21 protein-coding genes and 1 riboswitch are annotated in these 24572 nt (G+C 61.2%); of the genes, 14 read left to right on the forward strand and 7 right to left on the reverse strand.

From position 1 onward, the window contains the following. Window positions 1-52: 52 nt before the first annotated feature. Genes ABWL43_RS02395 through ABWL43_RS02405 form a run of 3 tightly spaced genes read left to right on the forward strand, consistent with a single transcriptional unit; the run spans window position 53 to window position 2969 of the window. Window positions 53-937, forward strand: a complete 885-nt coding sequence (locus ABWL43_RS02395) for a DUF6625 family protein (RefSeq protein WP_242198901.1) — start codon at window positions 53-55, stop codon at window positions 935-937. After that, window positions 934-2088, forward strand: coding sequence for a glycosyltransferase family 4 protein (locus tag ABWL43_RS02400; protein WP_404486555.1), 1155 nt, complete (start codon window positions 934-936; stop codon window positions 2086-2088). The genes ABWL43_RS02395 and ABWL43_RS02400 overlap by 4 nt, the downstream gene beginning before the upstream one ends. Next, window positions 2085-2969 carry a glycosyltransferase gene (locus ABWL43_RS02405; protein WP_404486557.1) on the forward strand — a complete coding sequence of 295 codons (885 nt, stop codon included), beginning with the start codon at window positions 2085-2087 and terminating at the stop codon, window positions 2967-2969. The genes ABWL43_RS02400 and ABWL43_RS02405 overlap by 4 nt, the downstream gene beginning before the upstream one ends. 43 nt (window positions 2970-3012) lie before the next feature. On the opposite strand, the gene ABWL43_RS02410 is transcribed toward ABWL43_RS02405, so the two are convergent. Further along, window positions 3013-4872 carry an O-antigen ligase family protein gene (locus tag ABWL43_RS02410; protein ID WP_369301589.1) on the reverse strand — a complete coding sequence of 620 codons (1860 nt, stop codon included), beginning with the start codon at window positions 4870-4872 and terminating at the stop codon, window positions 3013-3015. Between the two features lie 159 nt (window positions 4873-5031). Between ABWL43_RS02410 and msbA the strand changes: the two genes are divergently transcribed. From msbA to ABWL43_RS02425, 3 genes are all read left to right on the forward strand, one after another. Beyond that, the gene (gene msbA / locus ABWL43_RS02415) at window positions 5032-6837 is read left to right on the forward strand and encodes a lipid A export permease/ATP-binding protein MsbA (RefSeq protein WP_145160101.1); all 1806 of its coding nucleotides are present in this window, start codon (window positions 5032-5034) and stop codon (window positions 6835-6837) included. A 216-nt stretch (window positions 6838-7053) separates the two neighbouring features. Further along, window positions 7054-8478, forward strand: a complete 1425-nt coding sequence (gene hldE, locus ABWL43_RS02420) for a bifunctional D-glycero-beta-D-manno-heptose-7-phosphate kinase/D-glycero-beta-D-manno-heptose 1-phosphate adenylyltransferase HldE (protein WP_145160103.1) — start codon at window positions 7054-7056, stop codon at window positions 8476-8478. Beyond that, complete coding sequence (locus ABWL43_RS02425) at window positions 8471-9406, forward strand: NAD-dependent epimerase/dehydratase family protein (RefSeq protein WP_145160105.1); 936 nt, start codon at window positions 8471-8473, stop codon at window positions 9404-9406. The genes hldE and ABWL43_RS02425 overlap by 8 nt, the downstream gene beginning before the upstream one ends. A 67-nt stretch (window positions 9407-9473) precedes the next feature. Here the strand turns inward: ABWL43_RS02425 and ABWL43_RS02430 are convergent, their stop codons facing one another. From ABWL43_RS02430 to ABWL43_RS02445, 4 genes are read right to left on the reverse strand one after another with little or no spacing between them, the layout of a single operon-like run. Continuing rightward, window positions 9474-10442 (reverse strand): metal ABC transporter ATPase, encoded by a 969-nt coding sequence (locus ABWL43_RS02430; RefSeq protein WP_404486560.1) that lies wholly within the window; start codon window positions 10440-10442, stop codon window positions 9474-9476. Between the two features lie 41 nt (window positions 10443-10483). Continuing rightward, a complete protein-coding gene (locus ABWL43_RS02435) occupies window positions 10484-11296 on the reverse strand; it encodes an aldo/keto reductase (RefSeq protein ID WP_262209729.1) in 813 nt (270 codons plus the stop codon). After that, window positions 11293-12471: an FAD-binding oxidoreductase gene (locus ABWL43_RS02440; RefSeq protein ID WP_242198923.1), complete on the reverse strand. Its 1179-nt coding sequence runs from the start codon at window positions 12469-12471 to the stop codon at window positions 11293-11295. Before ABWL43_RS02440 ends, ABWL43_RS02435 begins: the two co-directional genes overlap by 4 nt. Before the next feature lie 55 nt (window positions 12472-12526). Beyond that, entirely contained in the window at window positions 12527-12862 is a 336-nt protein-coding gene (locus ABWL43_RS02445) for a multidrug efflux SMR transporter (RefSeq protein WP_106577597.1), read from the reverse strand. A 104-nt stretch (window positions 12863-12966) separates the two neighbouring features. On the opposite strand from ABWL43_RS02445, the gene ABWL43_RS02450 reads away from it, so the two are divergent. Together ABWL43_RS02450 and waaA are read left to right on the forward strand one after the other, a co-directional pair. Beyond that, window positions 12967-13857, forward strand: coding sequence for a LysR family transcriptional regulator (locus ABWL43_RS02450; protein ID WP_404486563.1), 891 nt, complete (start codon window positions 12967-12969; stop codon window positions 13855-13857). A 23-nt stretch (window positions 13858-13880) separates the two neighbouring features. After that, the gene (waaA, locus tag ABWL43_RS02455; protein WP_404486565.1) at window positions 13881-15158 is read left to right on the forward strand and encodes a lipid IV(A) 3-deoxy-D-manno-octulosonic acid transferase; all 1278 of its coding nucleotides are present in this window, start codon (window positions 13881-13883) and stop codon (window positions 15156-15158) included. A gap of 110 nt (window positions 15159-15268) precedes the next feature. Here waaA and ABWL43_RS02460 read toward each other — a convergent pair whose 3' ends face one another. Beyond that, complete coding sequence (locus ABWL43_RS02460; RefSeq protein WP_404486567.1) at window positions 15269-16708, reverse strand: TolC family outer membrane protein; 1440 nt, start codon at window positions 16706-16708, stop codon at window positions 15269-15271. 197 nt (window positions 16709-16905) lie between these two features. Beyond that, window positions 16906-17011: riboswitch (TPP riboswitch) on the forward strand. Between the two features lie 146 nt (window positions 17012-17157). On the opposite strand from ABWL43_RS02460, the gene thiC reads away from it, so the two are divergent. Both thiC and cytX read left to right on the forward strand, forming a co-directional pair. After that, a complete protein-coding gene (thiC, locus tag ABWL43_RS02465; RefSeq protein ID WP_404486569.1) occupies window positions 17158-19062 on the forward strand; it encodes a phosphomethylpyrimidine synthase ThiC in 1905 nt (634 codons plus the stop codon). Between the two features lie 521 nt (window positions 19063-19583). Continuing rightward, window positions 19584-20873: a putative hydroxymethylpyrimidine transporter CytX gene (gene cytX / locus ABWL43_RS02470; RefSeq protein WP_404486571.1), complete on the forward strand. Its 1290-nt coding sequence runs from the start codon at window positions 19584-19586 to the stop codon at window positions 20871-20873. On the opposite strand, the gene ABWL43_RS02475 is transcribed toward cytX, so the two are convergent. Beyond that, window positions 20842-21588, reverse strand: a complete 747-nt coding sequence (locus ABWL43_RS02475) for an RsiV family protein (protein ID WP_242198933.1) — start codon at window positions 21586-21588, stop codon at window positions 20842-20844. The two genes, cytX and ABWL43_RS02475, sit on opposite strands and share 32 nt — an antisense overlap. Before the next feature lie 195 nt (window positions 21589-21783). Between ABWL43_RS02475 and ABWL43_RS02480 the strand changes: the two genes are divergently transcribed. The 4 genes from ABWL43_RS02480 to ABWL43_RS02495 all read left to right on the forward strand — a co-directional run bounded on the left by ABWL43_RS02480 (window position 21784) and on the right by ABWL43_RS02495 (window position 24556). Further along, window positions 21784-22401, forward strand: coding sequence for an NUDIX domain-containing protein (locus ABWL43_RS02480; protein ID WP_145160119.1), 618 nt, complete (start codon window positions 21784-21786; stop codon window positions 22399-22401). Next, entirely contained in the window at window positions 22392-22841 is a 450-nt protein-coding gene (locus tag ABWL43_RS02485) for a DUF1249 domain-containing protein (protein WP_003209507.1), read from the forward strand. The genes ABWL43_RS02480 and ABWL43_RS02485 overlap by 10 nt, the downstream gene beginning before the upstream one ends. Window positions 22842-22926: 85 nt before the next feature. Further along, complete coding sequence (cpdA, locus tag ABWL43_RS02490; protein ID WP_145160121.1) at window positions 22927-23742, forward strand: 3',5'-cyclic-AMP phosphodiesterase; 816 nt, start codon at window positions 22927-22929, stop codon at window positions 23740-23742. A gap of 205 nt (window positions 23743-23947) precedes the next feature. Beyond that, window positions 23948-24556 (forward strand): YqiA/YcfP family alpha/beta fold hydrolase, encoded by a 609-nt coding sequence (locus ABWL43_RS02495; RefSeq protein ID WP_404486574.1) that lies wholly within the window; start codon window positions 23948-23950, stop codon window positions 24554-24556. Window positions 24557-24572: the final 16 nt, after the last annotated feature.

Genomic DNA, 24572 nt, shown 5'->3' on the forward strand with positions numbered 1-24572 from the left:
GTAACGTGGAGGGGCGCAGCGCGCTCCCGTAAAAAATGACAGTGAGTCCGTTTTGATCAATCAGTGCCCCCGCATCCTCTTCCTCATTCCGTACTTTGGCCGCTGGCCATTCTGGATGCCGTTTTTTCTCGAAAGCTGCCGACACAATGCAGATATTGACTGGCTGTTGTTCAGCGACTGCCCGATACCGAGCAATGTTCCGGACAACGTCAGGATTGAAAGCATTACCTTTGCCGATTACTGCGCGTTGGTTTCACAACGGTTGAACATCCCGTTTGCCCCGCAAGCGGCTTATAAGTTGTGTGACATCAAGCCTGCGCTGGGGCATATCCATGCCGATCGCCTCGAGGGGTATGACTTTTGGGCGTTCGGCGACCTGGACCTTATTTACGGCGACCTGCGCCGCTATTTCACGCCCGACCGACTGGCTGGCTATGATTTGTTCTCGACCCACGAACGACGGGTCGCCGGCCATTTGTGCCTGATGCGCAATACCGCCAGAAAGCGCCAGGTGTTCATGCAGATCAAGGATTGGGAAGCGCGTTTCACCGATCAGGCGCATCATGCGCTGGATGAAGGCGCGTTCAGCAGGATTTTCCTGTGGCGCAAGAATTTTCCGAAACCGTTGTTCGAGTTGGTCGGCAAGCTCAATCCCTGGCGCCGCCGCAGTGAGTTCACCGAGGCGTTCAGTACGCCGGGCGGTGTGATCAAATGGCACGACGGCAGTGATCGCTTCCCGCATCAGTGGTTCTGGAATAACGGTCGCCTCACCAATGACCTGGATGGCGAGCGCGAATTTCCCTATTTCCATTTTGTCTGCTGGAAGCGTAATCAGTGGCCACGGTTACCGGAGCCCGACAGCGAGTACGTCGAGGCGCTGGCGGCTGAACCGTCGTGGGTCGTTGATGCCACAGGTTTCCATCGAGGAGAGTTATGAGTCGGCGTTTCAAGGTCCTGCAATTGCAGCCTGACTACAATGTTAAATCCCATGATTTTGCCGACCTGGCCGAACAGATCGTCAAGGCATTGCCTGCGGACCGCTACGAAGTCACCGCCGCGTTTTTGCGTGGCCGACCCGGGCCTGCGGACCCGGTCAGCCGGGCGGCAACGTCGGTCTACTTCGATTTCTCCGACAAGGCGCTCAAGGGCTTGAGGCTGCGCGCCATGTGGCAGATGTATAAGTTCTGCCGCAAGGAACAGTTTGACGTGGTGGTGTGCAACCGCTTCAAGCCGGTCAACATGATGTTGCAACTCAACCGCTGGTTGAAGATTCCACTGTGTATCGGGATCTCCCACGGCTTTGGCGAGTATGACCGTCTCTACCGCCGTAAACAGGCGCAGCGCTGGATCGACGAGCATTGGCGGTTTGTCGGGGTTTCGCCGGCGGTCAAACAGTACTTGCTGGACTGCCAGTGCGGGTTTACCGACAGCAATACCTACGCGATTACCAACGCCATCGACATCGAGCAGGCCGAAGGCTTGCAGCATTCGCGCGAACGCGCGCGTGAGTTACTGGGCATCGACCCTTCGGTGCGGTTGATCGGCGCCCTGGGGCGTCTGGTTCCGGTCAAGGGTCACACCTATTTGCTGCAGGCGTTTGCAGCGCTCAAGGATAAATACCCTGCGGCGCAACTCGCCATCATTGGCGCGGGGCGTGAGCAGGCCAACCTGGCCGCGCAGATCCAGAGCCTTGGCCTTGATGGGCGGGTGCACTTGCTGGGTTTCAAGGAAAACGCCCTGCAGTACGTGCGCGCTTTCGATATCTGGGCCATGCCCTCGCTGGCTGAAGGCTTGGGCCTGGCGCTGCTGGAAGGCATGAGCGGCCGCCTGCCGGTGATCGCCTCCAGTGTGCCGGCCATGCTGCCACTGATTGAAGGTGCCGGTGGCCTGGCGGTGGAGCCGGCCAACGTGCCCGAATTGACCCAGGCGCTGGACACCTATCTGGCGCTGTCCGATGAGGCGCTCGCGCAAAAGGGCGACCAGGCTTACCAGTACCTTCAGGCGCAACATGACATTGAGGTGTTCCGCCAGCAATACCTGGAGCTGATCGAGTCCGGGTTGGCCCAAGCACGCAGGAACAGCGTATGAACCAGAGTCAGCCCTTGGTCACGGTGATCATCGCCTCGTACAACCACGGCCCGTACATCGAGGAAAGCATCCTCAGTGTGTTGAACCAGACCTACCCCAACATCGAACTGCTGGTGATCGATGACGGCTCGACAGACGACAGTGTCGAGCGCATCCGCCGCCTGCAGGAGCGCTACACGTTCGACTTTCGCGTCCAGCAGAATCAAGGCCTGACGAATACGCTCAATGGCGCTATTGCACGCTCCCACGGCCCGCTGATCGTGCCGTTCGGCTCCGATGACATCATGAAGCCAGAGCGCATTGCGACTCAGGTGGCTTACATGGACGGCAAGCCGGAAGTGGGTATCTGTGCGGGTAACATCGAGCTGATCGATTCGCGAGGCGAACTGCTTCCCGAGAAGCGCCAGCGCCGCGACGTGCCGTTTCGGCGCCTGGACTTCGATGACATGTTCCTGGAGCGCAAACCCTATCCGCCGGCACCCACGCTGATGATTCGGCGTGAGGCGCTGGAAAAGGTCGGTGGATTTGACCCCGAGATTCGTCTGGAAGACTTGTTGATCGAGTTGAAGATCACCCGTGCCGGGTACTTCATCGATGGTCTGAACGTGGTCATGGCCCGCTACCGCAAGCACGCCACCAACTCGTACAAGAACCACCGATTCATGATCGACAATATCCTGCGTTCTTACGCGTTGTTCAGTGACCACCCGCTCTATGACGAGGTGCGTTACAAGTTTCTCAGCTCCATGTTCCTCAAGACCTCCAACCGCAATCGCGCGTTGGCGCGAGAGTTGTTGGCGCAGATCCCGTTTCGGGCCTGGAACAAGAAAACCTGGCGTGGTTTGGCGCGGCTGTATTTTTCGCCGCTGGAAAAAGACTGACACACCCTGTGTGCGCCCCTCGCCGGGGCGCACTTGGCGTGCTTCAAGCGGCGGGGCGTGCCAGGGTCAGCACGTGCTCACGGATTTTGACCGTGGCTTGCGGCGACGCAACCAACGCATAGCCACTGGCCAACTGTTCAAAGTGCGCTTCGAACAACCAGTTGCGGTCCTGCGAGTAGCGTTGCATATGCTTCACGTTGCGCTGGCGCAGCGTGTTGCGCAGCGGCGAGGGATAAAGGCGCATGTCGGCCACGTCGATCAGGCCGAACTCACCATCATCCATCAGCAGAACGTTGCCCAAGTGCAGCGAGCGGAAGTACACGCCGCGTTCATGCAACTGGGCCATGAACCTGCCAAAGCGTTCGATCAGCGATTCTCGCAGGCTGCTGTCCAGGCTTTGCAGCGCCTGGCGCAGGGTCAGGCCGGGGAGTGGCTGATAGCGCACGGCACTGCTGCCATCGCGCAAGCTATACACATCGAGAATCCGCGGTGACGCGATACCCAGTTGCTGCAGGTGTTCGCTGTTGCTGGCAAAGCGTTCCGAATACGGATTGAAGCCCCCGGAGGTGTACCAGCGGCGCGCCCTGAACAGCTTGAGGAAGCTGCCATCCTCAAGACGCAGGACCTTGGGCCCAAGACCATCTTCCTCGATGACGGCAGCGCCTTTACGCAGGGCGTCGAACGCCAGCGGTGCGGGCGTTTGCACACGCATGCTCAGCAGGCTGTGACGGCGCTTGGCGATACTCAGGCCGGCGATCAGCGCCAGCGGAATCCACAGCAGGAACCAATGCTCCTTGGGGCGCGACAGGATCCCGCCGCCTTCGGTCAGACCGGCGCCGATGCCGTAGGCCAGCAGGGCGGACGTCAGCAGAAACAGCGGTTGTGCGCGCTCTTTGAAACCTTTGTACAGGCCCCAGCCGAGCATGAAGATCCACGGGATAAAGCCGATGATGCCGACGTAATAGAGCACGCCGAGGGCAAAGCTGTGCGGCTCCATCAGTTCGTAACCGTCCACGATCAAGGACAGTTCGGAGTCGTAGCTGTGGCCGATCAGCGGATGGTCGGCGATACGCTGCAGGGTCATGCCCCACAATTCAAAACGGTATGAACTGCCACGCTCGGTAATCGCTTCAGGATAAAACAGCAGCAGCGCTGCAGCGCCAAGCACCAGGACCGCGATCATCAGGGCCGAGCGGCGATTGCGGCTGACAAACGCCATCCACACGGCGGCCAGCGTCAGCGCAACCAGCGGCGTGCGAGAGCCGGTGGCCAGCACCGCGAGCGTCATGACCGCCAGCGCAGGCGCGCTGAACAACAACACCTGCAAGCGCTGGGTGGTGATGCAGACATACAGCCAATAGATGCAGAAAAAGCCGAACAGATGGGAGCTGAGCAGCGGGTTATCGAGAGCACCCAGGCCGCCGATCATGCGCACGCTCACGCCGGGCACGAAGCCTTTGGCGAATGCCACCAGGTTGAACAGGCACACCACCAGGGCAATCACGGCGGCGCTGAAAAAAATCGGTTTGAACAGCTCGCTGCGGTAGTGCAGCAACAGCCCACAGCCGGCAAACAGCATGAAGGTTTGCAGCGGCACCTTGAACAGGTTGGAATCGCCGGTGGGTTGCGGGCTCCACAGCACGGTGATCAGTGCCCAGGCGCAAAATGCCAGAAGCGCAATGATCAAAGGTTCGCGCAGCAGTTCTTTGATTTCCCGCGGGCGCAGGCACAGCAGGAACAAGGTCGGCACACTGAAAAAGCCGTAGTAGAGACGGTGCATGACGTTGCGGTTGGTGACGTAGAACAATGAACTCAGAAGCAACAACAAGCCAATGGGCAAAATCCATAGGACCAGGAAGTCGAAAACGCGATTTGAGCCATAAATAAGGCGCTTGGAGTGCATACAGAAAAGCCATTCCAGAATAGAGAAAGCCGACCATCTTAAAGTAGTGGCTATATAATGTCGTCGGCTGGATCCAACCAGGCCGAGGGTCATACCGGGTGCAAGTACAACAGAGAAGCTGTGCTAAAGTCAGCCTCCTTTTTCAAAACGCCGCGTGATATGACCGACTCCAGTCCGAGCGCAAGCCCTTCGAGCTTGAAAATATACTTCCGCCTGCTCATGTACGTTAAGCCCTATGCCGGCTTGTTCGCGTTGAGTATTGTCGGATTTCTGATTTTCGCGTCGACCCAGCCCATGCTGGGGTACATCCTCAAGTACTTCGTCGACGGTTTGTCCAACCCTGAAGCGGTGCTGTTCCCCAGCGTACCGTTCCTGCGTGACCTGCAATTGCTGCAAGCCGTGCCCTTGTTGATCATTCTGATCGCAGCCTGGCAGGGCCTGGGTTCGTTCCTGGGCAACTACCTGCTGGCCAAGGTTTCCCTGGGCCTGGTGCACGACCTGCGCGTGCAGTTGTTCAACAACCTGTTGACGCTGCCCAACCGATACTTCGACAACCACAACTCCGGGCACCTGATTTCGCGCATCACCTTTAACGTGACCATGGTCACGGGTGCGGCGACCGACGCCATCAAGGTGGTGATCCGCGAAGGCATGACGGTGATCTTCCTGTTCGCCTCGCTGCTGTTCATGAACTGGCGCCTGACGCTGGTGATGATCGCCATCCTGCCGTTGATTGCGGTGATGGTCAGCACGGCCAGCAAGAAATTCCGCAAGCAGAGCAAGAAGATCCAGGTGGCCATGGGCGACGTGACTCACGTCGCGTCGGAAACCATCCAGGGCTACCGTGTGGTGCGCAGCTTCGGCGGTGAAGTCTACGAGGAGAAGCGTTTCCTCAAGGCCAGCCAGGGCAACACCGACAAGCAACTGCGCATGACCCGCACCGGGGCGATCTACACCCCGTTGCTGCAACTGGTGATCTACACCGCCATGGCAGTGTTGATGTTCCTGGTGCTTTACCTTCGCGGTGACGCATCGGCCGGTGACATGGTGGCTTACATCACCTTGGCTGGCTTGCTGCCCAAGCCGATCCGTCAATTGTCGGAAGTCAGCTCGACCATCCAGAAAGGCGTGGCCGGCGCTGAAAGCATTTTCGAGCAGTTGGACGAAGAGCAGGAAATCGACCGCGGCACCGTTGAGCGCGACAAGGTCAGCGGCCGCCTGGAAGTGCGTCACCTGAACTTCACCTACCCAGGCACCGAACGCCATGTGCTCAAGGACATCAGCTTCACCGCCGAGCCTGGGCAGATGATCGCGCTGGTGGGGCGTTCCGGCAGCGGCAAGTCGACCTTGGCCAGCCTGATTCCGCGTTTCTACCACCACGAGAGCGGTGAAATCCTGCTCGACGGCGTAGAGATCGAAGACTACAAGCTGCTCAACCTGCGCCGGCACATCGCCCAGGTCACCCAGCACGTGACCTTATTCAGCGACACCGTCACCAACAACATCGCCTATGGCGACCTGGCGGGTGCACCCCGCGCGGACGTTGAAGCGGCGGCGGCGGATGCCTATGCCAAAGACTTCATCGACCAGTTGCCGAAGGGTTTCGACACCCAGGTTGGCGAAAATGGCGTGCTGTTGTCCGGCGGCCAGCGCCAGCGCCTGGCAATCGCGCGGGCGTTGCTCAAGAACGCGCCGCTGTTGATTCTCGACGAGGCCACCTCGGCCCTCGACACCGAATCCGAGCGGCACATCCAGGCTGCGCTGGACAAAGTCATGCAGGGCCGCACGACGTTGGTGATTGCGCATCGCCTCTCCACCATTGAGAAGGCCGACCTGATCCTGGTGATGGACGACGGTCGGATTGTCGAGCGCGGCACCCACGCCGAGCTGCTGGCCCAGAACGGCTATTACGCCCGCCTGCATGCCATGGGCCTGGACGCGCCGGTCGCGGCCGACATCACCTAAAACCTTGTGGGAGCGGGCTTGCCCGCGATAGCGGAGTATCAGTCACCGATGTTTCGACTGATTCACCGCCATCGCGGGCAAGCCCGCTCCCACATGTGTTCCTCGGTGGATTCAATGGCAGGCCCGTCGCACTATCTTCTGTGCACACCCTCCACAAGCCTCCTGTAACCCTGTGCTAATATCGCGCCCCTGTTCATTTTGTATGTGGGTTGCTCCATGAAGTTGTCCATGCCGCGATTCGATCAAGCCCCTGTCTTGGTGGTCGGCGATGTCATGCTCGACCGTTACTGGCATGGCGGAACCTCACGGATTTCCCCTGAGGCACCGGTACCGGTAGTCAAGGTCGAGCAAATCGAAGACCGTCCAGGTGGCGCTGCCAACGTTGCCCTCAATATTGCCGCTCTCGGCGCCCCGGCCTCCCTGGTGGGTGTGACCGGCGACGACGAAGCCGCCGACAGCCTGGCCAACAGCCTGCGCGGTGCCGGCGTGCGCGCACTGTTCCAGCGCATTGCCCATCAGCCGACTACCGTCAAGCTGCGGGTCATGAGCCGTCACCAGCAATTGCTGCGTATTGATTTTGAAGAACCCTTCGCCACCGACGCCCTGGCACTGAGCGAGCAAGTCGACACGTTGCTTGAAGGCATCAAGGTGCTGGTCTTGTCCGACTACGGCAAAGGCGCCCTGAAGAACCACCAGATGCTGATCCAGGCCGCCAAGGCCCGCAACATTCCGGTACTGGCCGATCCCAAGGGCAAGGACTTCTCGATTTATCGGGGCGCCAGCCTGATCACGCCCAACCTCAGCGAGTTCGAAGCCATCGTCGGCGGTTGCGCCGACGAGCACGAGCTGGTGACCAAGGGCGCCACGTTGATGGCCGACCTCGACCTGGGCGCCTTGCTGGTGACCCGTGGCGAGCACGGCATGACGCTGCTGCGTCCGGGCCACCCGGCGATGCACTTGCCGGCGCGTGCGCGTGAAGTGTTCGACGTTACCGGCGCCGGCGACACCGTAATCTCCACGCTGGCCGCCTCGATTGCAGCCGGTGAGGAGTTGCCCCACGCCGTGGCCCTGGCCAATCTGGCGGCGGGCATTGTGGTCGGCAAGCTGGGCACCGCGGCCATCAGCGCGCCGGAATTGCGCCGGGCTATCCAGCGCTCCGAAGGCTCCGAGCGCGGTGTGCTGACCATCGAGCAATTGCTGCTGGCGATTGACGATGCGCGTGCCCACAACGAAAGCATTGTGTTCACCAATGGCTGTTTCGACATCCTGCACGCCGGTCACGTGACCTACCTGGAGCAGGCGCGAGCCCAAGGCGATCGCCTGATCGTGGCGGTCAATGACGACGCTTCGGTCAGCCGCCTGAAAGGCCCGGGTCGTCCGATCAACAGTGTTGATCGGCGCATGGCAGTATTGGCCGGTCTAGGCGCGGTGGACTGGGTGATCAGCTTCTCTGAAGGCACTCCGGAAAACCTGCTGGCCCAGGTCAAGCCCGATGTGTTGGTCAAGGGCGGCGACTACTCCGTTGACCAGGTGGTGGGTGCCGATATCGTCGGCGCTTACGGCGGCAAGGTGAAGGTGCTCGGCCTGGTCGAGAACAGCTCGACCACCGCCATTGTCGAGAAGATCCGCAACAATGAGTAACGCTGATAAGTGGGTCCTGATCACCGGCGGTGCCGGTTTTATCGGTTCGCATCTGGTTGATGCGTTGCTTGCCAAAGGCTATGCCGTGCGGGTGCTCGATGACCTGTCCACCGGCAAGCGCAGCAACCTGGCGTTGGGCAACCCGCGTGTGCAGCTGATTGAAGGTGATGTCGCCAATGCCGAGCTGGTGGCGCAAGCCGCCGTTGGCGTGAGCGCCGTGGTGCACCTGGCCGCAGTGGCCTCGGTGCAGGCGTCGGTGGATGACCCGGTGAGCACTCACCAGAGCAACTTCGTCGGTACCCTGAATGTCTGCGAAGCGATGCGCAAGGCCGGGGTCAAGCGCGTGGTGTTTGCTTCCAGCGCGGCGGTGTACGGCAACAATGGTGAGGGCGCGTCGATTGACGAAGAGACCACCAAGGCGCCGCTGACACCTTATGCGTCGGACAAATTGGCCGGTGAGCATTACTTCGATTTCTACCGCCGCCAGCATGGCCTGGAGCCGGTGATTTTCCGCTTCTTCAACATCTTCGGGCCACGCCAGGATCCGTCCTCGCCGTATTCCGGGGTGATCAGTATTTTCAGCGAGCGCGTGCAGCAGGGTGTGCCAATCAGCGTGTTTGGTGATGGCGAGCAAACCCGCGATTTCATGTACGTGGAAGATTTGGTCGATGTGCTGGTACAGGCCATCGAAGCGCCCGACGCGCCGCTGGGTGCGATCAACGTAGGCTGGAACCGCACCACCACGCTCAAGCAGGTATTGCAGGCGCTGGAAGAAGTCGTGGGTCAGTTGCCGACGATCACTTACGGCCCGGCCCGCTCGGGGGATATTCGGCATTCGCGGGCCAATAACCAGCGGCTGTTGGCGAGTTTCACGCTGCCTGAGCCTACGCCGTTGAAGGTGGGCCTGGAGCGGTTGCTTACGGGCTGAACACCGTCAAAGGGGGGAGCCGCTTTATCTGGGTGCCGGGCAAGCCAGCGCCCAGATTAGAGCGGTTTCACCCCTTGGCTTTTTTCTTCGGCACAATCTTGCGCAGCATCTGCCGCGCCTTGCCGGTCAATCGCTTCAGTTTCGACTCTTTTTCAGGCAGGGCCAGGCCTTGTTGCCTGAGCCAATCCTTCCAGCGAATCCGCTCATCACGTACCAGCCAGCCGTCTTGCTGAGCAAAGCTTTCGGCCAGGTATAAACCGCGTGTGCTGGCTGGATACAGCTGGTCTTTCTTGACGGTGTACAGCTCTGCTACAGGCTGGCCATCTTTGAGCGGCATCAGGTACAAGTCCGGGCGCTTGCGGTCCAGCCGGGCTACCAGCTGGTCGCCTTCAAGTCGCTCATCCACATGAAACAGGCTGAGGGATTTGGCTTCCTTCGGCACCTCAAGGCGCAAGTCATAAATCAATTGCAGCGACGCCGTCGGCAGGTGCACGTAGGCCCGCGGGCGCTCGATCAATTGCGTGGTCGCGCAGCGCACCGGGCGGGCGGCGCCCGACAAAGGGCTCAGCCGGAACGGCAGTGCTTCACGGTAATGCAGGGCGGTGGAGTAGGGCGCCGGCAGCCAGGTGTCGTTGAAGCGTCCACCGAGCCAGCCTTCAGGCGTCTCCAGCAGGCATTCTTCGGCAATTTCCTGGATGGCGGTGTGCAGCGGCAGGTTCAATTCGTGGGCCGGCACATAGCCCGAGATCAGCTTGAGCACCACGTCCCCACGGTCCTGACGGCGTTGGCGTACCAACACCCAGTAATCCTTGTTTTGCCAGTGCAGGGTCAGTCGCACCGACACGCCCAGATTCGCCAGTTCCAGGGCGAAACGCTCGGGGTCCGCCACCTCCACCGGCTTGCGCCGTTGCAGGGTCTGGGCGAAGTTGAGCGGCATGCCCACGCTCTGGTAACTCAGGCCTTCGGGGGTGGCTTCGACGTGCAGCGGCAGTGTTTTAAAGTTGCTGGGGTTTTTTCTAATAAGCGTGCGCGGCATGTCGGCTCCTTCTTGCGACGGGGTCGGCCGCGTCGGCGGCATCAGAGTTGACGAATGACCTTGGCAGCGGTCGCCACGTTATGGGCCAGGTGCAGCGGATTAATGGTCCCGACAATAGCACTGGCGACGCCCGTTTGCGCAAACAACAACATGAAACTGGCATGAATTGGATCCATTCCAGGTTCCAGGCACACGTGGCCGCTGGCCAGGGCTTTTTTCACCAGGATGCCTTTGCCATGGGCAGCGGCGTAATCAATGACGGTTTTCTCGCTCTGTTCGTTCAGATTGTAGGTGACCATTGCGCAATCACCTTGTTCCAGAGCCTTCACGCCGCCTTCGACGGTTTTGCCGGAGAAGCCGAAACCGCGAATCTTGCCCTCTTTTTTCAGCTCCGCCAGGGTCTGGTAAACCTCGCAATCATTGAGGATATGCAGGTCATTGCCATCGGAGTGCACCAGCACCAGGTCGATAAAATCCGTTTCAAGTCGTTTCAAGCTGCGCTCGATCGACATCCGCGTATGGGCCGCACTGAAATCATGCTGCGACACGCCATCGGCAAACTCTTCACCGACCTTGCTGACAATCACCCAGTCATTGCGTTGGCCGCGTAACAGCGGCCCCAGGCGTTCTTCGCTGCGGCCGTAAGCCGGTGCGGTGTCGATCAGGTTGATACCCAGCTGGCGCGCCTGGCGCAGCAGCATGCGCGCTTCTTCATCATCAGGAATCTGGAAGCCGTTGGGGTATTTCACCCCTTGGTCGCGGCCCAGTTTTACGGTGCCCAGGCCCAGTGGCGACACCAGCAGGCCGGTGCTGCCCAAGGGGCGATGCAGGTCGTGCAGGGTGGGCAGGCTCATGGCAACAGGTGCTCCCAGGCAGGTTGGCCGAGGGCTGGTTTTGGCAGCTCGGGCAGGGCGTCGTTGTTGGCGCTCGGCTGGATGCCGTCGCGTTGCAGGGCGTTGAGTACGCGGTCAGCGAAGTCTGGCGCCAGCGCCAGTTTGGTCGGCCAGCCCACCAGCAGGCGGCCCTCTTCGGCAAGGAACGCATTGTCGGGGCGGGTCAGGCCCGACTGCAGCGGCTCGGCACGGTCCACCCGCAAGGTCGCCCATTGCGTCTGGCTCATGTCGATCCACGGCAGCAATTGCGCCAGCTCTTTTTGCGCGGTGGCGATCTGTTCTTCAGGTGTGCGCGCCACGCCATCGGCCTCGGCGATATCGCCGCCCATGTACCACACCCAGTTGCCATCGGCGGCCGGGTGGGTGGTGATGGTCAGGCGCGGCTTGGTGCCGCCGCCCAGGCAGTGCGCATACAGCGGCTTCAAGCCCGGGCCCTTGGCGATGATCATATGCAGCGGGCGCTTTTGCATGGCGGGCTGGCTCAGGCCCAGGGCGCTGAGCAGATCTGCCGTGCCGCCACCGGCACTCAGCACGATGCGCTGGGCGCGAATCTCGCGGCCGTCAACCTTCAAACCCACCAGGGTGTCGCCATCGCGCAGCGGTTCGATGTGCTGGCCGGCGAGCAAACCGTCACCCGCCAGTTGGGCCAGACGCTCGATCAGGCTTGGCACGTCGACCACCAGTTCGGCCAGGCGGTAGACCTTGCCCTTGAAGCGGCGGTCCTGCAGGGCCGGCGGCAATTCGTCGCCCTTGACCTGGTCGACCCGGCCACGCACGGCCTTGCTGGCGAAGAAGCTGGTGAGGTTGCCGGCGAGTGTGCCGGGCGACCACAGGTAATGGGCTTGGGACAGCAGGCGCACGCCGGACAGATCGAGTTCGCCATCACCCGCCAACGCCTCGCGCCAGCGGCGCGGCATGTCGGCAATCGCTTCGGACGCGCCGGTGAGCGCGCCGTGCAGGGCGTATTTCGCGCCGCCGTGGATGATCCCCTGGGACTTCACGCTTTGCCCGCCGCCCAGCGTGGCGCTTTCCACCAACACCGTGGAAAACCCCTGGCGGCGCAGGCGCGCGTTAAGCCAGAGGCCGGCAACCCCGGCGCCGACAATCAGAACGTCGGTGGAAATAACGGATGGCATCGGCGACCTCAGTGTTCAAGACAAGAGGCGCAGTATACAGGCTGTTGAGTGGCGGTCAGTGCCCGGCGGTTTTCGAGAACAGTTGAATCACCACCACGCCCAGCACAATCAGGCCCATGCCCAGCATCGCCGGCAGGTCGAGCTTTTGCCCATAGATGAACAGCGCGGCGACACTGACCATCACGATGCCCATGCCGGCCCACACCGCATACGCCACGCCCACCGGCACGGTGCGCACCACCAGGGTCAGCATCCAGAACGCAATGCCATAGCCGACGATGACCAGCGCCAGGGGAAGCGGTGTGCTCCAGCCTTTGACGGCTTTCATGGACACGGTCGCGATCACTTCCGAGCAAATGGCGATGGCCAGGTAGAGGTAGGCGGCATTCATGGGGTAATCCTCGGTGTGTGACGTGCTTGAATAAGGTCAGCATTCTAACGCTTCGGCAGATGGGATAAAGTCATTACCTATCCGAATTCAAGATGGGTTAAGCCATGAGCGTGCAGTGGAACCTGGACCAGATGCGCCTGTTTGTCAGCGTTGCCGAACAGCGTTCGTTTTCGGCGGTGGCCCGCGACCAGCACAAGGCGCAATCGGCGGTGAACAACGGTATCGCGCTGCTGGAAGCAGACCTGGGGCTGAGCCTGTTTGAGCGTAGCAGCGGCCGCCAGCCCCGGCTGACCGAAGCCGGCAGTGTGTTGCTGGAGGAAGCCCGTGAGGTATTGCGCCAGTGTGAACGGCTCAATGGCCGCGCGCTGTCACTGACGCGTGGCGAGGAAGCCTGCCTGCGCCTGGCCCAGGACGAGGCCATGCTGTTCCAGCCGGTACTCGACAGCCTCGAGGCGCTCGCCGGGCAATACCCGCAGCTGGAGGTGCAGCTTTCCAGCGCTGCTCAAGGCGATGTGGCGCGCAAGTTGGTGGAGCGCAAGGCCGACCTGGGCCTGTTGTTTTATCACGACCAAATCCCTGAGGCGCTTGAGCGGCGGGTGGTGGGCAGTGTGGAAATGGTCACCGTGTGCGGTGTGAATCATCCGCTGGCCAAGCAACCGTACGTGACCTGCCAGCATCTGGCGCAGTTTCGCCAACTGTTGATGTCGACCCAGACCAGCGTCTACCCCGGCAGTGAGGCCGCCAGCCCGCTGGTGTGGCGCGCCGACAGTTTCTACGTGCTGGCCGAATGGCTGATGAGTGGCTTGGGCTGGGCCTGGCTGCCGCGGCACATCGTGCAGTACCCCACCTATCAACAACAAATGGTTGAGCTGGACAGTGAATGGACACCGCCCGCGCTGGTGGTGGAACTGGTCTGGCGCCGTGACGAGCACCTCGGTCCCGCAGCGCGCTTTCTGGCTGCACGATTTGCCGAGTGCTTGCAGGCGATCGACTGAAAAAGCCGATAAACTCCGCCGCCATGAATAGAACTCTCTATAGCTGTCTGTTTTACCTGGCGCTGCCGTTGGTGGCTTTACGTCTGTGGCTGCGTGCGCGCAAGGCGCCGGCCTACGCCAAGCGCGTCGGCGAGCGGTTTTCCTATGGCCTGCCGGTGATGCAGCCGGGCGGGATCTGGGTGCATGCGGTATCGGTAGGTGAAAGCATCGCCGCCGCGCCGATGATTCGCGGGCTGATGGCGCGGCATCCGACGCTGCCGATCACCGTCACCTGCATGACGCCCACCGGGTCCGAGCGCATTCAGGCGTTGTTCGCCAATGAGCCGCGCGTACAGCATTGCTACTTGCCGTATGACTTGCCGTGCGCGGCCAAGCGTTTTCTAGATCGCGTGCAACCTAAGCTCGCCGTGATCATGGAAACCGAATTGTGGCCCAACCATATTCACGCCTGTGCCCAGCGCGGTATTCCAGTGGCACTGGCCAATGCGCGGTTGTCGGCGCGTTCGGCCAAGGGTTATGCACGGTTAGCCAAGCTGACGGCGCCGATGCTGGCGCAAATGAGCCTGTTCGCGGTGCAGACGCGCACTGAAGCCCAGCGTTTCCTGAGCCTGGGCGCACGCCCGGAAACCGTCGAGGTGACCGGCTCGATCAAGTTCGACCTGACCATCGACCCCGAGCTGACGGTGCGGGCTGCCGCCTTGCGTGAGCAATGGGGCGCCAGCGAGCGCCCGGTGTGGATCGCCGCCAGCACGCACGAAGGCGAAGACGACGTGGTCCTGGCTGCGCATCGCCAGCTGCTCGAAAGTTATCCCAATGCATTGTTGATTCTGGTGCCGCGTCATCAGGAGCGCTTCGGCCCGATGTTCGAGCTGTGCGGGCAACAAGGCTTTGCCACGGTGCGCCGTTCCAGTGGCGAGCCTGTGACCGCGCAAACGTCGGTGCTGCTCGGCGACACCATGGGCGAGTTGCTGTTTCTCTACGCCCTGGCCGACAGCGCGTTTGTCGGCGGCAGCCTGGTGCCCACGGGCGGGCATAACCCGCTGGAGCCGGCAGCGCTGGCCAAGCCTGTGATCATGGGGCCGCACCTGTTCAACTTCCTCGAAATCAGCGCGATGATGCGCGAGGCCGGGGCGTTGCGCGAAGTGGATGATGCCCAGGGCTTGGCCGAGGCGGTGCGGCAGCTGTTCGAGCTGCCGCAGGACGCGCGCAAGATGGCGCAGGCGGGGCTGGCAGTGATGCAGGCCAACCAGGGCGCGCTCAAGCGCCTGCTGGATGGCCTGGACAGACTGATTCAACGCTGACCCAAAGGTGGGAGCTGGCTTGCCTGCGATAGCATCACCTGGGTGTAACTGATACACCGCGGTGTCTGCGTCGCAGGCAAGCCAGCTCCCACATTGGTTTTGAGGTGTTTTCAGTAGCCGGGGCGGGCCTTGAGCTGTTCGGCGGCGGCCTTGGCCAGGTCCGGCGGCAGGAAGTCCTTGTCCGGGTTGTAGTCAGCCTTGAGGTAGCGCGTCAGGTCCTGCAAATCGCCCGGGCTCAGCGTGCCCGCCGCCTGCTTCAAGCGCAGGTTGTCGAGGATGTAGTCGTAGCGGCTGTTGTTGTAGTTGCGCACGGACGAGTAGAGCTGGCGCTGTGCGTCCAGCACGTCGACGATGTTGCGCGTGCCCACCTGATACCCGATTTCCGTGGCTTCCACCGCGCTCTGGTTGGAGATGATCGACTGGCGGCGTGCCTGCACCTGTTCCACGTCGGTGTTCACCGCGCGGTGCAGGTTGCGGGTGTTTTCCACCACTTGGCGGCGCAGGCCTTCGCGTTGTTGCTCGCTCTGGTCGAGGCGTGAATAGGATTCGCGCACTTGCGAGCTGGTGAGGCCGCCGCTGTAGATCGGGATGTTCAGGCGCAGGCCGATGGTGCGTTGCGACACATCACCGCCGTAAGGGATAGGCAGTTGATTCGGGTTGCTGAAACCCAGCGCGTCGTTGTCACCCTTTTCGTATTGCGCCACCGCATCGAGGGTCGGCAAGTGGCCGGCCTTGCGCTGGCGCAGGGTTTCTTCGGCGGCCGTGACCGCGTAGTTGCTGGCCAGCAGGTTGAGGTTCTGGCGGCCGGCCGTCTCGACCCAGGCCTTGGCATCATTCGGCGCCGGTGGCAGCACCGGCAGCGTGTGCACGATGCCCTGGATGGCGTTGTACTCGCGGTTGGTCAGGGTGATCAGCGCTTCGAAGGCGTCATCCACCTGGCGCTGGGCGACGATGCGGTTGGCGCGGGCAGTGTCGTAGCTGGCCTGGGATTGCAGCACGTCGGTCTTGTCCGACAGGCCCACGTCAAAGCGTTCGTTGGACTGATCGAGCTGACGCTTGAAGGCGTTTTCTTCGGCCTTGGTCGAGGCCAGGTTGTCCTGGGCGCGCAGCACCGCGAAGTAGCTCTCGGCACTTTGCAGGATCAGGTTCTGTTCGGTGGCCGAGAGCTGCAGCGAGGCCTGCTCGTTGACGGCTTCGGCGGCTTGCAGCTGGAACCAGCGGTCGGCACGGAACAGCGGCTGACTCAAGGTTGCGCGCCAGGAGTGCGCATCACGGTTGGCGGTGGCCGCCGGCCGGTCGATCTGGGTGCGCACATTATTGCTGTCGGCGCCGGCCGACAGGTTTGGCAGCAAGCCGGCACGGGCCTGGGGCACCACTTCTTTCTGCGCGCCGTATTGGGCGCGGGCGGCGGCCAGGTCGGCGTTGTTGTTCACCGCTTCCTGGTAGACGCTGACCAAATCGGTTTTGGCGGACAAGGGCGCTTCAGCTGCCCAGACCATTCCATTGGTCGCACAAGACACGGCAAGAGCCAGTGAGAGTTTGCGCAGCATGAGGCGATCCCTAGTGTGAATATTACGGCGATAATTTAGCGCCCAAGGCTAAGGCTGGCCATTTCTGGCGTCAAGCCATTGTGGCGGCAACCGAGTGTAGTGTTGCTGACCCGGCGCAACAATCCCGCAATCACGCCATTCATCACGCTGAATGCACCGCCATTGGCAATTTGCCCACGCCATGGTCTAGACTGGCCGCGTTCTTGTCGGGGTGCCTTGTTGGAAGGCTGAGATCGGTAAATACCGGATCCCGTTGAACCTGATCAGGTTAGCGCCTGCGTAGGGAACAAGATTTCTCGTCACCCGGCGAGTCCTCTTGTGCTTCGTCCGGGATGTTGTTCGACAATCGAACAGCCCTCGTGCCTTGCACAGCACTGGTTTCAGTGCGTCCATCCGTCACAGGTTCGCTCCGACAAAAATCCACCGCCTGGATAGTTGGAGAGCCCGTGATGAGCACAGAAATAAAAAGTACAAAACTGAAAACCACCGTGCACTTGAGTGAATCGGCCAAGGTCGACTCCGGCTCCGTGCAGCCGTTTACCCGCTCGCAAAAAATCTACGTGCAAGGCACTCGTCCGGATATTCGTGTGCCGATGCGCGAAGTCAGCCTGGACGTGACTCCCACCGACTTCGGCGGCGAAATCAACGCGCCCGTGGTGGTCTACGACACCTCCGGCCCGTACACCGACCCGAATGTGATCATCGACGTGCGCAAAGGCCTGGGCGATGTGCGCTCGCCGTGGATCGAGTCGCGTGGCGACACCGAGCGCCTGTCGGGCTTGAGCTCGCACTTCGGTCAACAGCGCCTGAGCGACGCCGAACTCACCGCGCTGCGTTTTGCCCACGTGAAAAACCCGCGCCGCGCCAAGGTCGGCGCCAACGTCACGCAGATGCACTACGCGCGCAAAGGCATCATCACCGCCGAGATGGAATACGTCGCCATCCGCGAAAACATGAAGCTCGAAGAAGCCCGCGCCAGCGGCCTGCTCGACCAGCAACACGCCGGCCACAGCTTCGGCGCCAGCGTGCCGAAAATCATCACCCCCGAATTTGTGCGCGAAGAAATCGCCCGTGGCCGCGCGATCATCCCGGCCAACATCAACCACACCGAACTGGAACCGATGATCATCGGCCGTAACTTCCTGGTGAAGATCAACGGCAATATCGGCAACAGCGCTTTGGGTTCGTCCATCGAAGAAGAAGTGGCGAAACTGACCTGGGGCATTCGCTGGGGTTCGGACACTGTCATGGACTTGTCCACCGGCAAACACATTCATGAAACCCGCGAGTGGATCATCCGCAACTCGCCGGTGCCGATCGGTACCGTGCCGATCTACCAGGCCCTGGAAAAAGTCGGCGGCGCCGCTGAAGACCTGACCTGGGAGCTGTTCCGCGACACCCTGATCGAACAGGCCGAGCAGGGCGTCGATTACTTCACCATCCACGCCGGCGTGCTGCTGCGCTACGTGCCGCTGACCGCCAAGCGCGTCACCGGGATCGTCTCGCGTGGCGGTTCGATCATGGCCAAGTGGTGCCTGGCGCACCACAAAGAGAACTTCACCTACACGCATTTCGACGAAATCTGCGAAATCATGAAGGCCTATGACGTCAGCTTCTCCCTTGGCGACGGCCTGCGTCCGGGCTCGATTGCCGACGCCAACGACGCCGCGCAATTCGGTGAGCTGGAAACATTGGGCGAGCTGACCAAGATCGCCTGGAAGCACGACGTGCAAACCATGATCGAAGGCCCCGGTCACGTGCCGATGCAGTTGATCAAAGAGAACATGGACAAGCAGCTCGAATGCTGCGACGAGGCGCCGTTCTACACCCTCGGCCCGCTGACCACCGACATCGCGCCGGGCTACGACCACATCACGTCCGGTATCGGCGCGGCGATGATCGGCTGGTTCGGTTGCGCGATGCTTTGCTACGTCACGCCCAAAGAGCACCTGGGCCTGCCGAACAAGGATGACGTGAAGACCGGGATCATCACCTACAAGATCGCGGCGCACGCTGCGGATTTGGCCAAGGGACATCCGGGAGCGCAGATCCGCGATAACGCCTTGAGCAAGGCGCGGTTCGAGTTCCGCTGGGAAGACCAGTTCAACCTTGGGCTGGACCCGGACACCGCGCGCTCGTATCACGACGAAACCTTGCCGAAAGACTCGGCCAAGGTCGCGCACTTCTGCTCGATGTGCGGGCCGAAATTCTGCTCGATGAAGATCACCCAGGAAGTGCGTGAGTACGCGGCCAACCAGCGCATTGAAGCGGTGGATGTGGACGTGGCCAAGGGTTTGGCCGAACAGGCGCAGCGGTTCAAGCAGGAAGGTAGTCAGCTTTATAAGAAGGTCTGATCCATAGGCGGCGATGCCCGTACCGCCGCCATCGTGGGCAAGCCCGACTCCCACATTTGATCGAGTTCCACCTTTGGAATGCGGTCGAATGTGGAAGGTAGTCAGCTGTATAAAAAGTTCTGATCCGGGATTGCGGGCGCCTGTAAGGGCCTCTTCGCGAGCAAGCCCGCTCCCACATTGATCGAGTTCCACCTTTGGAATGCGGTCGGATGTGGAAGGCAGTCAGCTGTACAAAAAGTTCTGATCCGGGATTGCGGGCGCCTGTAGGGGCCTCTTCGCGAGCAAGCCCGACTCCCACATGATCGAGTTCCACCTTTGGAATGCGGTCGAATGTGGAAGGCAGTCAGCTGTACAAAAAGTTCTGATCCGGGATTGCGGGCGCCTGTAGGGGCCTCTTCGCGGGCAAGCCCGACTCCCACATTTGATCCAGTTCTACCTTTGGAATGCGGTTGAATGTGGGAGCCGGGCTTGCCCGCGATAGCGATCCAGCAAACAACACATGCCCCTCAGAGATAACACCCTTGAGCATTCAACCGAGTACCTACTCCCCCGATATAGCGGTGCCGAGCGACAAACGCGTCTTCGGCGCCCGCGATCTCTTTTCCCTGTGGTTTTCCCTTGGCATCGGCCTGATGGTCCTGCAAACCGGCGCCTTGCTCGCACCGGGCCTGGGCTTGTCCGGTTCGCTGCTGGCGATTTTTCTCGGCACGCTGGTGGGCGTGCTGTTGCTGGCCGCCGTTGGCGTGATCGGCAGCGACACGGGCTTGTCCGCCATGGCCGCGCTCAAACTCAGCCTCGGCGCCAAGGGCGCCAGCCTGCCGGCATTGCTGAACCTGCTGCAGCTGGTCGGCTGGGGTTCATTCGAAATCATCGTGATGCGCGACGCCGCCAGTTTGCTGGGCACGCGAGCATTCAGCGAGGGTAGCCTGCTGGCGAGTCCTTTGCTGTGGACGCTGTTTTTCGGCGGTTTGGCGACGTTACTGGCCGTCAGTGGCCCGCTGACCTTTGTGCGCCAGATCCTGCGCAAGTGGGGCATCTGGCTGCTGCTGGCCGCCTGCCTGTGGCTGACCTGGAACCTGTTCGCCAAGGCCGACCTCGCCGCGTTGTGGGCAAAATCCGGTGACGGCTCGATGCCGTTTGCGGTGGGTTTTGATATCGCCATCGCCATGCCGTTGTCGTGGCTGCCGTTGATTGCCGATTACTCTCGCTTCGGCAAACGCGCAAAAAATGTATTCGGCGGGACGGCGCTGGGCTTTTTTATCGGCAATTTCTGGCTGATGAGCCTCGGCGTGGCCTACACCCTGGCGTTCGCGCCAAGCGGTGAAGTGAATGCGCTGTTGCTGGCGCTGGCCGGTGCGGGCCTGGGCATTCCGCTGTTGCTGATCCTGTTGGACGAGTCGGAAAACGCCTTTGCCGATATTCACTCGGCGGCAGTCTCCAGCGGGATTTTGCTGCGTTGGAAGGTCGAACACCTGGCGTTGGCCATCGGCGTCATCTGCACGCTGATCGCCTGCTTCGCGCCGTTGGCGCAGTACCAGAACTTCCTGTTGCTGATCGGCTCGGTATTCGCGCCGCTGTTCGGCGTGGTGCTGGTGGATCACTTTATCCTGCGCCGCCGTGGCCAGGGTTCAGTTGGCAACCTGCACTGGACGGCGCTGGTGGCCTGGCTGGGTGGCATCGCCACGTATCACGTGCTGGCCAACCTGTATCCGGATATCGGCGCGACCCTGCCGGCGCTGGTGCTGGCAGGGCTGTTGCAGTTGATACTGGGCCGGGTCTTTAGTGGCGCGCGGGCATTAGTTCAGGCTTGAGCACGCCCGTCAGACGCGCATAGGGGATGGTCATTTCGATCAGCCCCAATGCGTACGGGCCAATGGTGGCCACGTTGTACTTAAGCACCACGCCGTCGCTGGTCAGGGCCACGTTCGGGGTTTTCTGGAACGGCCAGTTCTTCACGAATTCCGGGTCGCGGTCCATCTGCGAATTGATCAGCCAGCTGTTGTGGGCGACTTTCGCGGTGTTCCAGAACGCCTGTTCCTGACCCGGCAGCAGCATGTCGGTCAGGCTCAGCTCTTTGTGCTGCAGGCGTGAATAGTTGATGAAACCGCGGCCGGGCTCACCGTGGGCGGCTCCGGTGTCCAGGTAGCTGGACACTTCAATGATCACCAGTCCGTCATGCTGGTCACGTACCTTGGCCTGCAAGTACATGCTGTTGCGGTCCGGCGATTCGCGCAGGAACTTGTCCCGGTAGGCATTCAGCGTCGGCGGCACGCTGGCGCCGGGCGTGGTGCGGGTCATTTGCAGCAGGCGTTGCTCCACAATCGTGTCGAGCTGCGGCTCGCTGGGGAAGTGCACGGTATCAATGTTCACCAGCGGGCAGTCAGGGCTGCCGCAGCCGGGTTTGATCTGTTCGGAGGCGTCCGGTTTGGTGTCCAGCGGCTTCAGGTAGCTGGGCTGGAACAGGCTCTGGCAGGCACCCAGGGTCAAGGCAATACAAGCCACGGAGGCGATTTTTAAAAGCGACATGTGCGTCCTTCGGAAATCGATGGAAAGCGAAAAAGAGTAGCGCTTCGACTGCGAACAGAGCCGTCAGTTCGCCACTAAGCTGATTAGAGTGAGTTTGACCTCCGCCGTCTATCCCGGCAACTGGAAAGGGGCTGCATCAAGTGGCAAGGGCGCGTTAGGATGGCGCGAATTGCACCCGCGTAAACGAGGAAGAATATGACGGACATTGCTAAATCGACGCCGAACAAAATCGAGATTGTTCAGCGCGACAATGCCTACAAGGGCTTCTACAAGCTTGATCGCGTGCAACTGCGCCACGAGAAATTCGATGGCGGCATGAGCCGGGTGATCAACCGTGAAGTCTTTGTTCGGCATGACGCGGTGTGCGTGTTGCCTTACGACCCGCAGCGCGATGAAGTGGTGCTGATCGAGCAATTCCGCGTGGGCGCCATGGGCCGTACCGACAACCCGTGGCTGATAGAAATGGTTGCCGGCCTGATCGACAAGGATGAAGAACCTGAGGAGGTTGCACACCGCGAAGCCGAGGAGGAAGCTGGGCTGACATTCTCCGCGCTGTGGCCGATTACTAAATATTTCCCATCGCCCGGCGGCAGTACCGAATTTGTCCACTTGTACCTGGGCCGTTGCGACAGCACCGGGGCCGGTGGCGTCCATGGACTGGAAGAAGAGGCAGAAGATATCCGCGTCACCACCTGGGCTTTCGAAGATGCCCTGCAAGCGGTGCGTGACGGCAAAATTTCCAACGCAGCCAGCATTATCGCCCTGCAATGGCTTGCGCTTAATCGCGCGGAAGTGAGGGGGTTATGGCAGTAAAGGCACGGGAACGATATCGCGTTGACCTGATCGGGTTGCAAGCCGCCTGCGAGGCCAACTATGCGCGGCTGATGCGCTTGCTGCCCGACATGCGCCACACCCCGGAGGCGCGGCGTATTGCCGTGACCCACGGCGACCAGATGCTTGGCGTGCTGACTCTTGAAGTCATCGTCAACTGCCCGTACACCACCACCCTGCGCGTGCGTCAGGAGCACAGCCTGCCGTGGCTGCCGGTGCCGCAGTTGGAGGTGCAGGTCTACCACGATGCGCGCATGGCCGAAGTGATCAGCGCCGAACATGCGCGGCGCTTTCGCAGCATCTATCCTTACCCGAACGTGTTCATGCACCAACCCGATGAGAAAGCACAGCTCAATGTGTTCCTCGGTGAATGGCTGAGCCACTGCCTGGCCCTGGGCCATGAGTTTGAAGTCGTGCGGTAGATGTGAACTGCGTCTTTCCTCTTTGCGTCCTGCCCTAGCATAATCGCCCACCTGTCCTTTTCTGTGATTGCCTTGGGAGAGCGCCTTGCCGAGCGTATCCACCGTGAACCCTGATGCGCCAGCGCTGCTGGTGCAGCTGTCCGACAGCCACCTGTATGCCGAGGCCGATGGCACGCTGCTGGGCATGAACACCCGCGAAAGCCTGCAGCGAGTGATCGGGTTGGTGCGCTCGCAACAGCCGCAGATCGATTTGCTGCTGGCCACCGGCGACCTGTCCCAGGACGGCACGCTTGAGTCCTATCAACAGTTTCGCGACCTGACCCGACAGATCGACGCGCCGGCTCGCTGGATTCCCGGCAATCACGACGAGCCGCAGATCATGGCCCTCGCCGCCGAACACAGTGATTTGCTGGAACCGGTCGTCGACATTGGCAACTGGCGCGTCACCTTGCTGGATTCGGCTGTTCCAGGCTCAGTGCCCGGTTACTTGCAAGATCAGCAACTGCAATTGCTTGCCCAGGCCTTGAGCGAGGCGCCTGCCCGTCATCATCTGGTGTGTTTTCACCATCATCCGGTGCCCATCGGCTGTGCGTGGATGGAGCCCATCGGCCTGCGCAACCCGGAGGCTTTGTTTGCGGTGCTCGAGCGCTTTCCGCAGGTCAAGGCGCTGCTCTGGGGCCATGTGCATCAGGAGATCGACCGCGATCGCAACGGGGTGCGCTTGCTGGCGTCGCCGTCCACCTGCATTCAGTTCGCGCCGGGCAGCGAAGACTTCAAGGTCAGCGAGCAAGCGCCGGGTTACCGCTGGCTGCGCCTGCACGCCGACGGGCGGTTGGAGACCGGCGTAGAGCGGGTCGAAGGCTTCGCGTTTACCATCGATTACGGCAGCAACGGTTACTAAACCCTGCAAACACTGATTAAAAATGTGGGAGCGGGCTTGCTCGCGAAGGCGGTGTATCAGTCACCCGATGTATTGACTGACACTCCGTATTCGCGAGCAAGCCCGCTCCCACATGGGTTCTTCTCTGACTGGACGATAGGGGCCTCACACACCACCCCGATCCCTGTAAACTGCGCCTCTTTGGCTGACGCACGGAGAGCCCGGCATGTCTGCTTCGATTTTGTATATCCACGGTTTCAACAGTGCGCCAGCCTCCAACAAGGCCAGTCAGTTGATCGCCGTGATGGACAGCCTCGGCCTGGCTGACCAATTGCGCGTGCCGGCGCTGCATCACCACCCGCGCAAGGCAATTGCTCAATTGGAAGACGCGATTGCGCAGCTGGGGCGGCCGCTGCTGGTAGGCAGCTCACTCGGCGGCTACTATGCAACCCATCTTGCCGAACGCCATGGCCTCAAGGCGCTGCTGGTCAACCCGGCGGTCAGCCCGCATCGGATGTTTGACGGTTACCTGGGGACCCAGAAGAACCTCTATACCGATGAAACCTGGGAGCTGACCCACGACCACGTTGCGGCCCTGGCCGAACTGGAAGTGCCAGCCCCGCAGGACGCCGCGCGTTACCAGGTGTGGTTGCAGACCGGGGATGAAACCCTGGATTATCGCCTCGCCCAACAGTATTACCGGGCCTGTGCCTTGCGCATCCAGGCCGGTGGCGACCATGGCTACCAAGGGTTCGCCCGGCAACTGCCGGCGATGTTGAGCTTTGCCGGCATTGGTACAGATCAGTATCAATCCTTCGACTTTGCAGCCCTGTAAAGCCGCAGGTTACTTT

It is taken from the genome of Pseudomonas sp. HT11 (assembly GCF_044875395.1).
Classification (GTDB): domain Bacteria; phylum Pseudomonadota; class Gammaproteobacteria; order Pseudomonadales; family Pseudomonadaceae; genus Aquipseudomonas.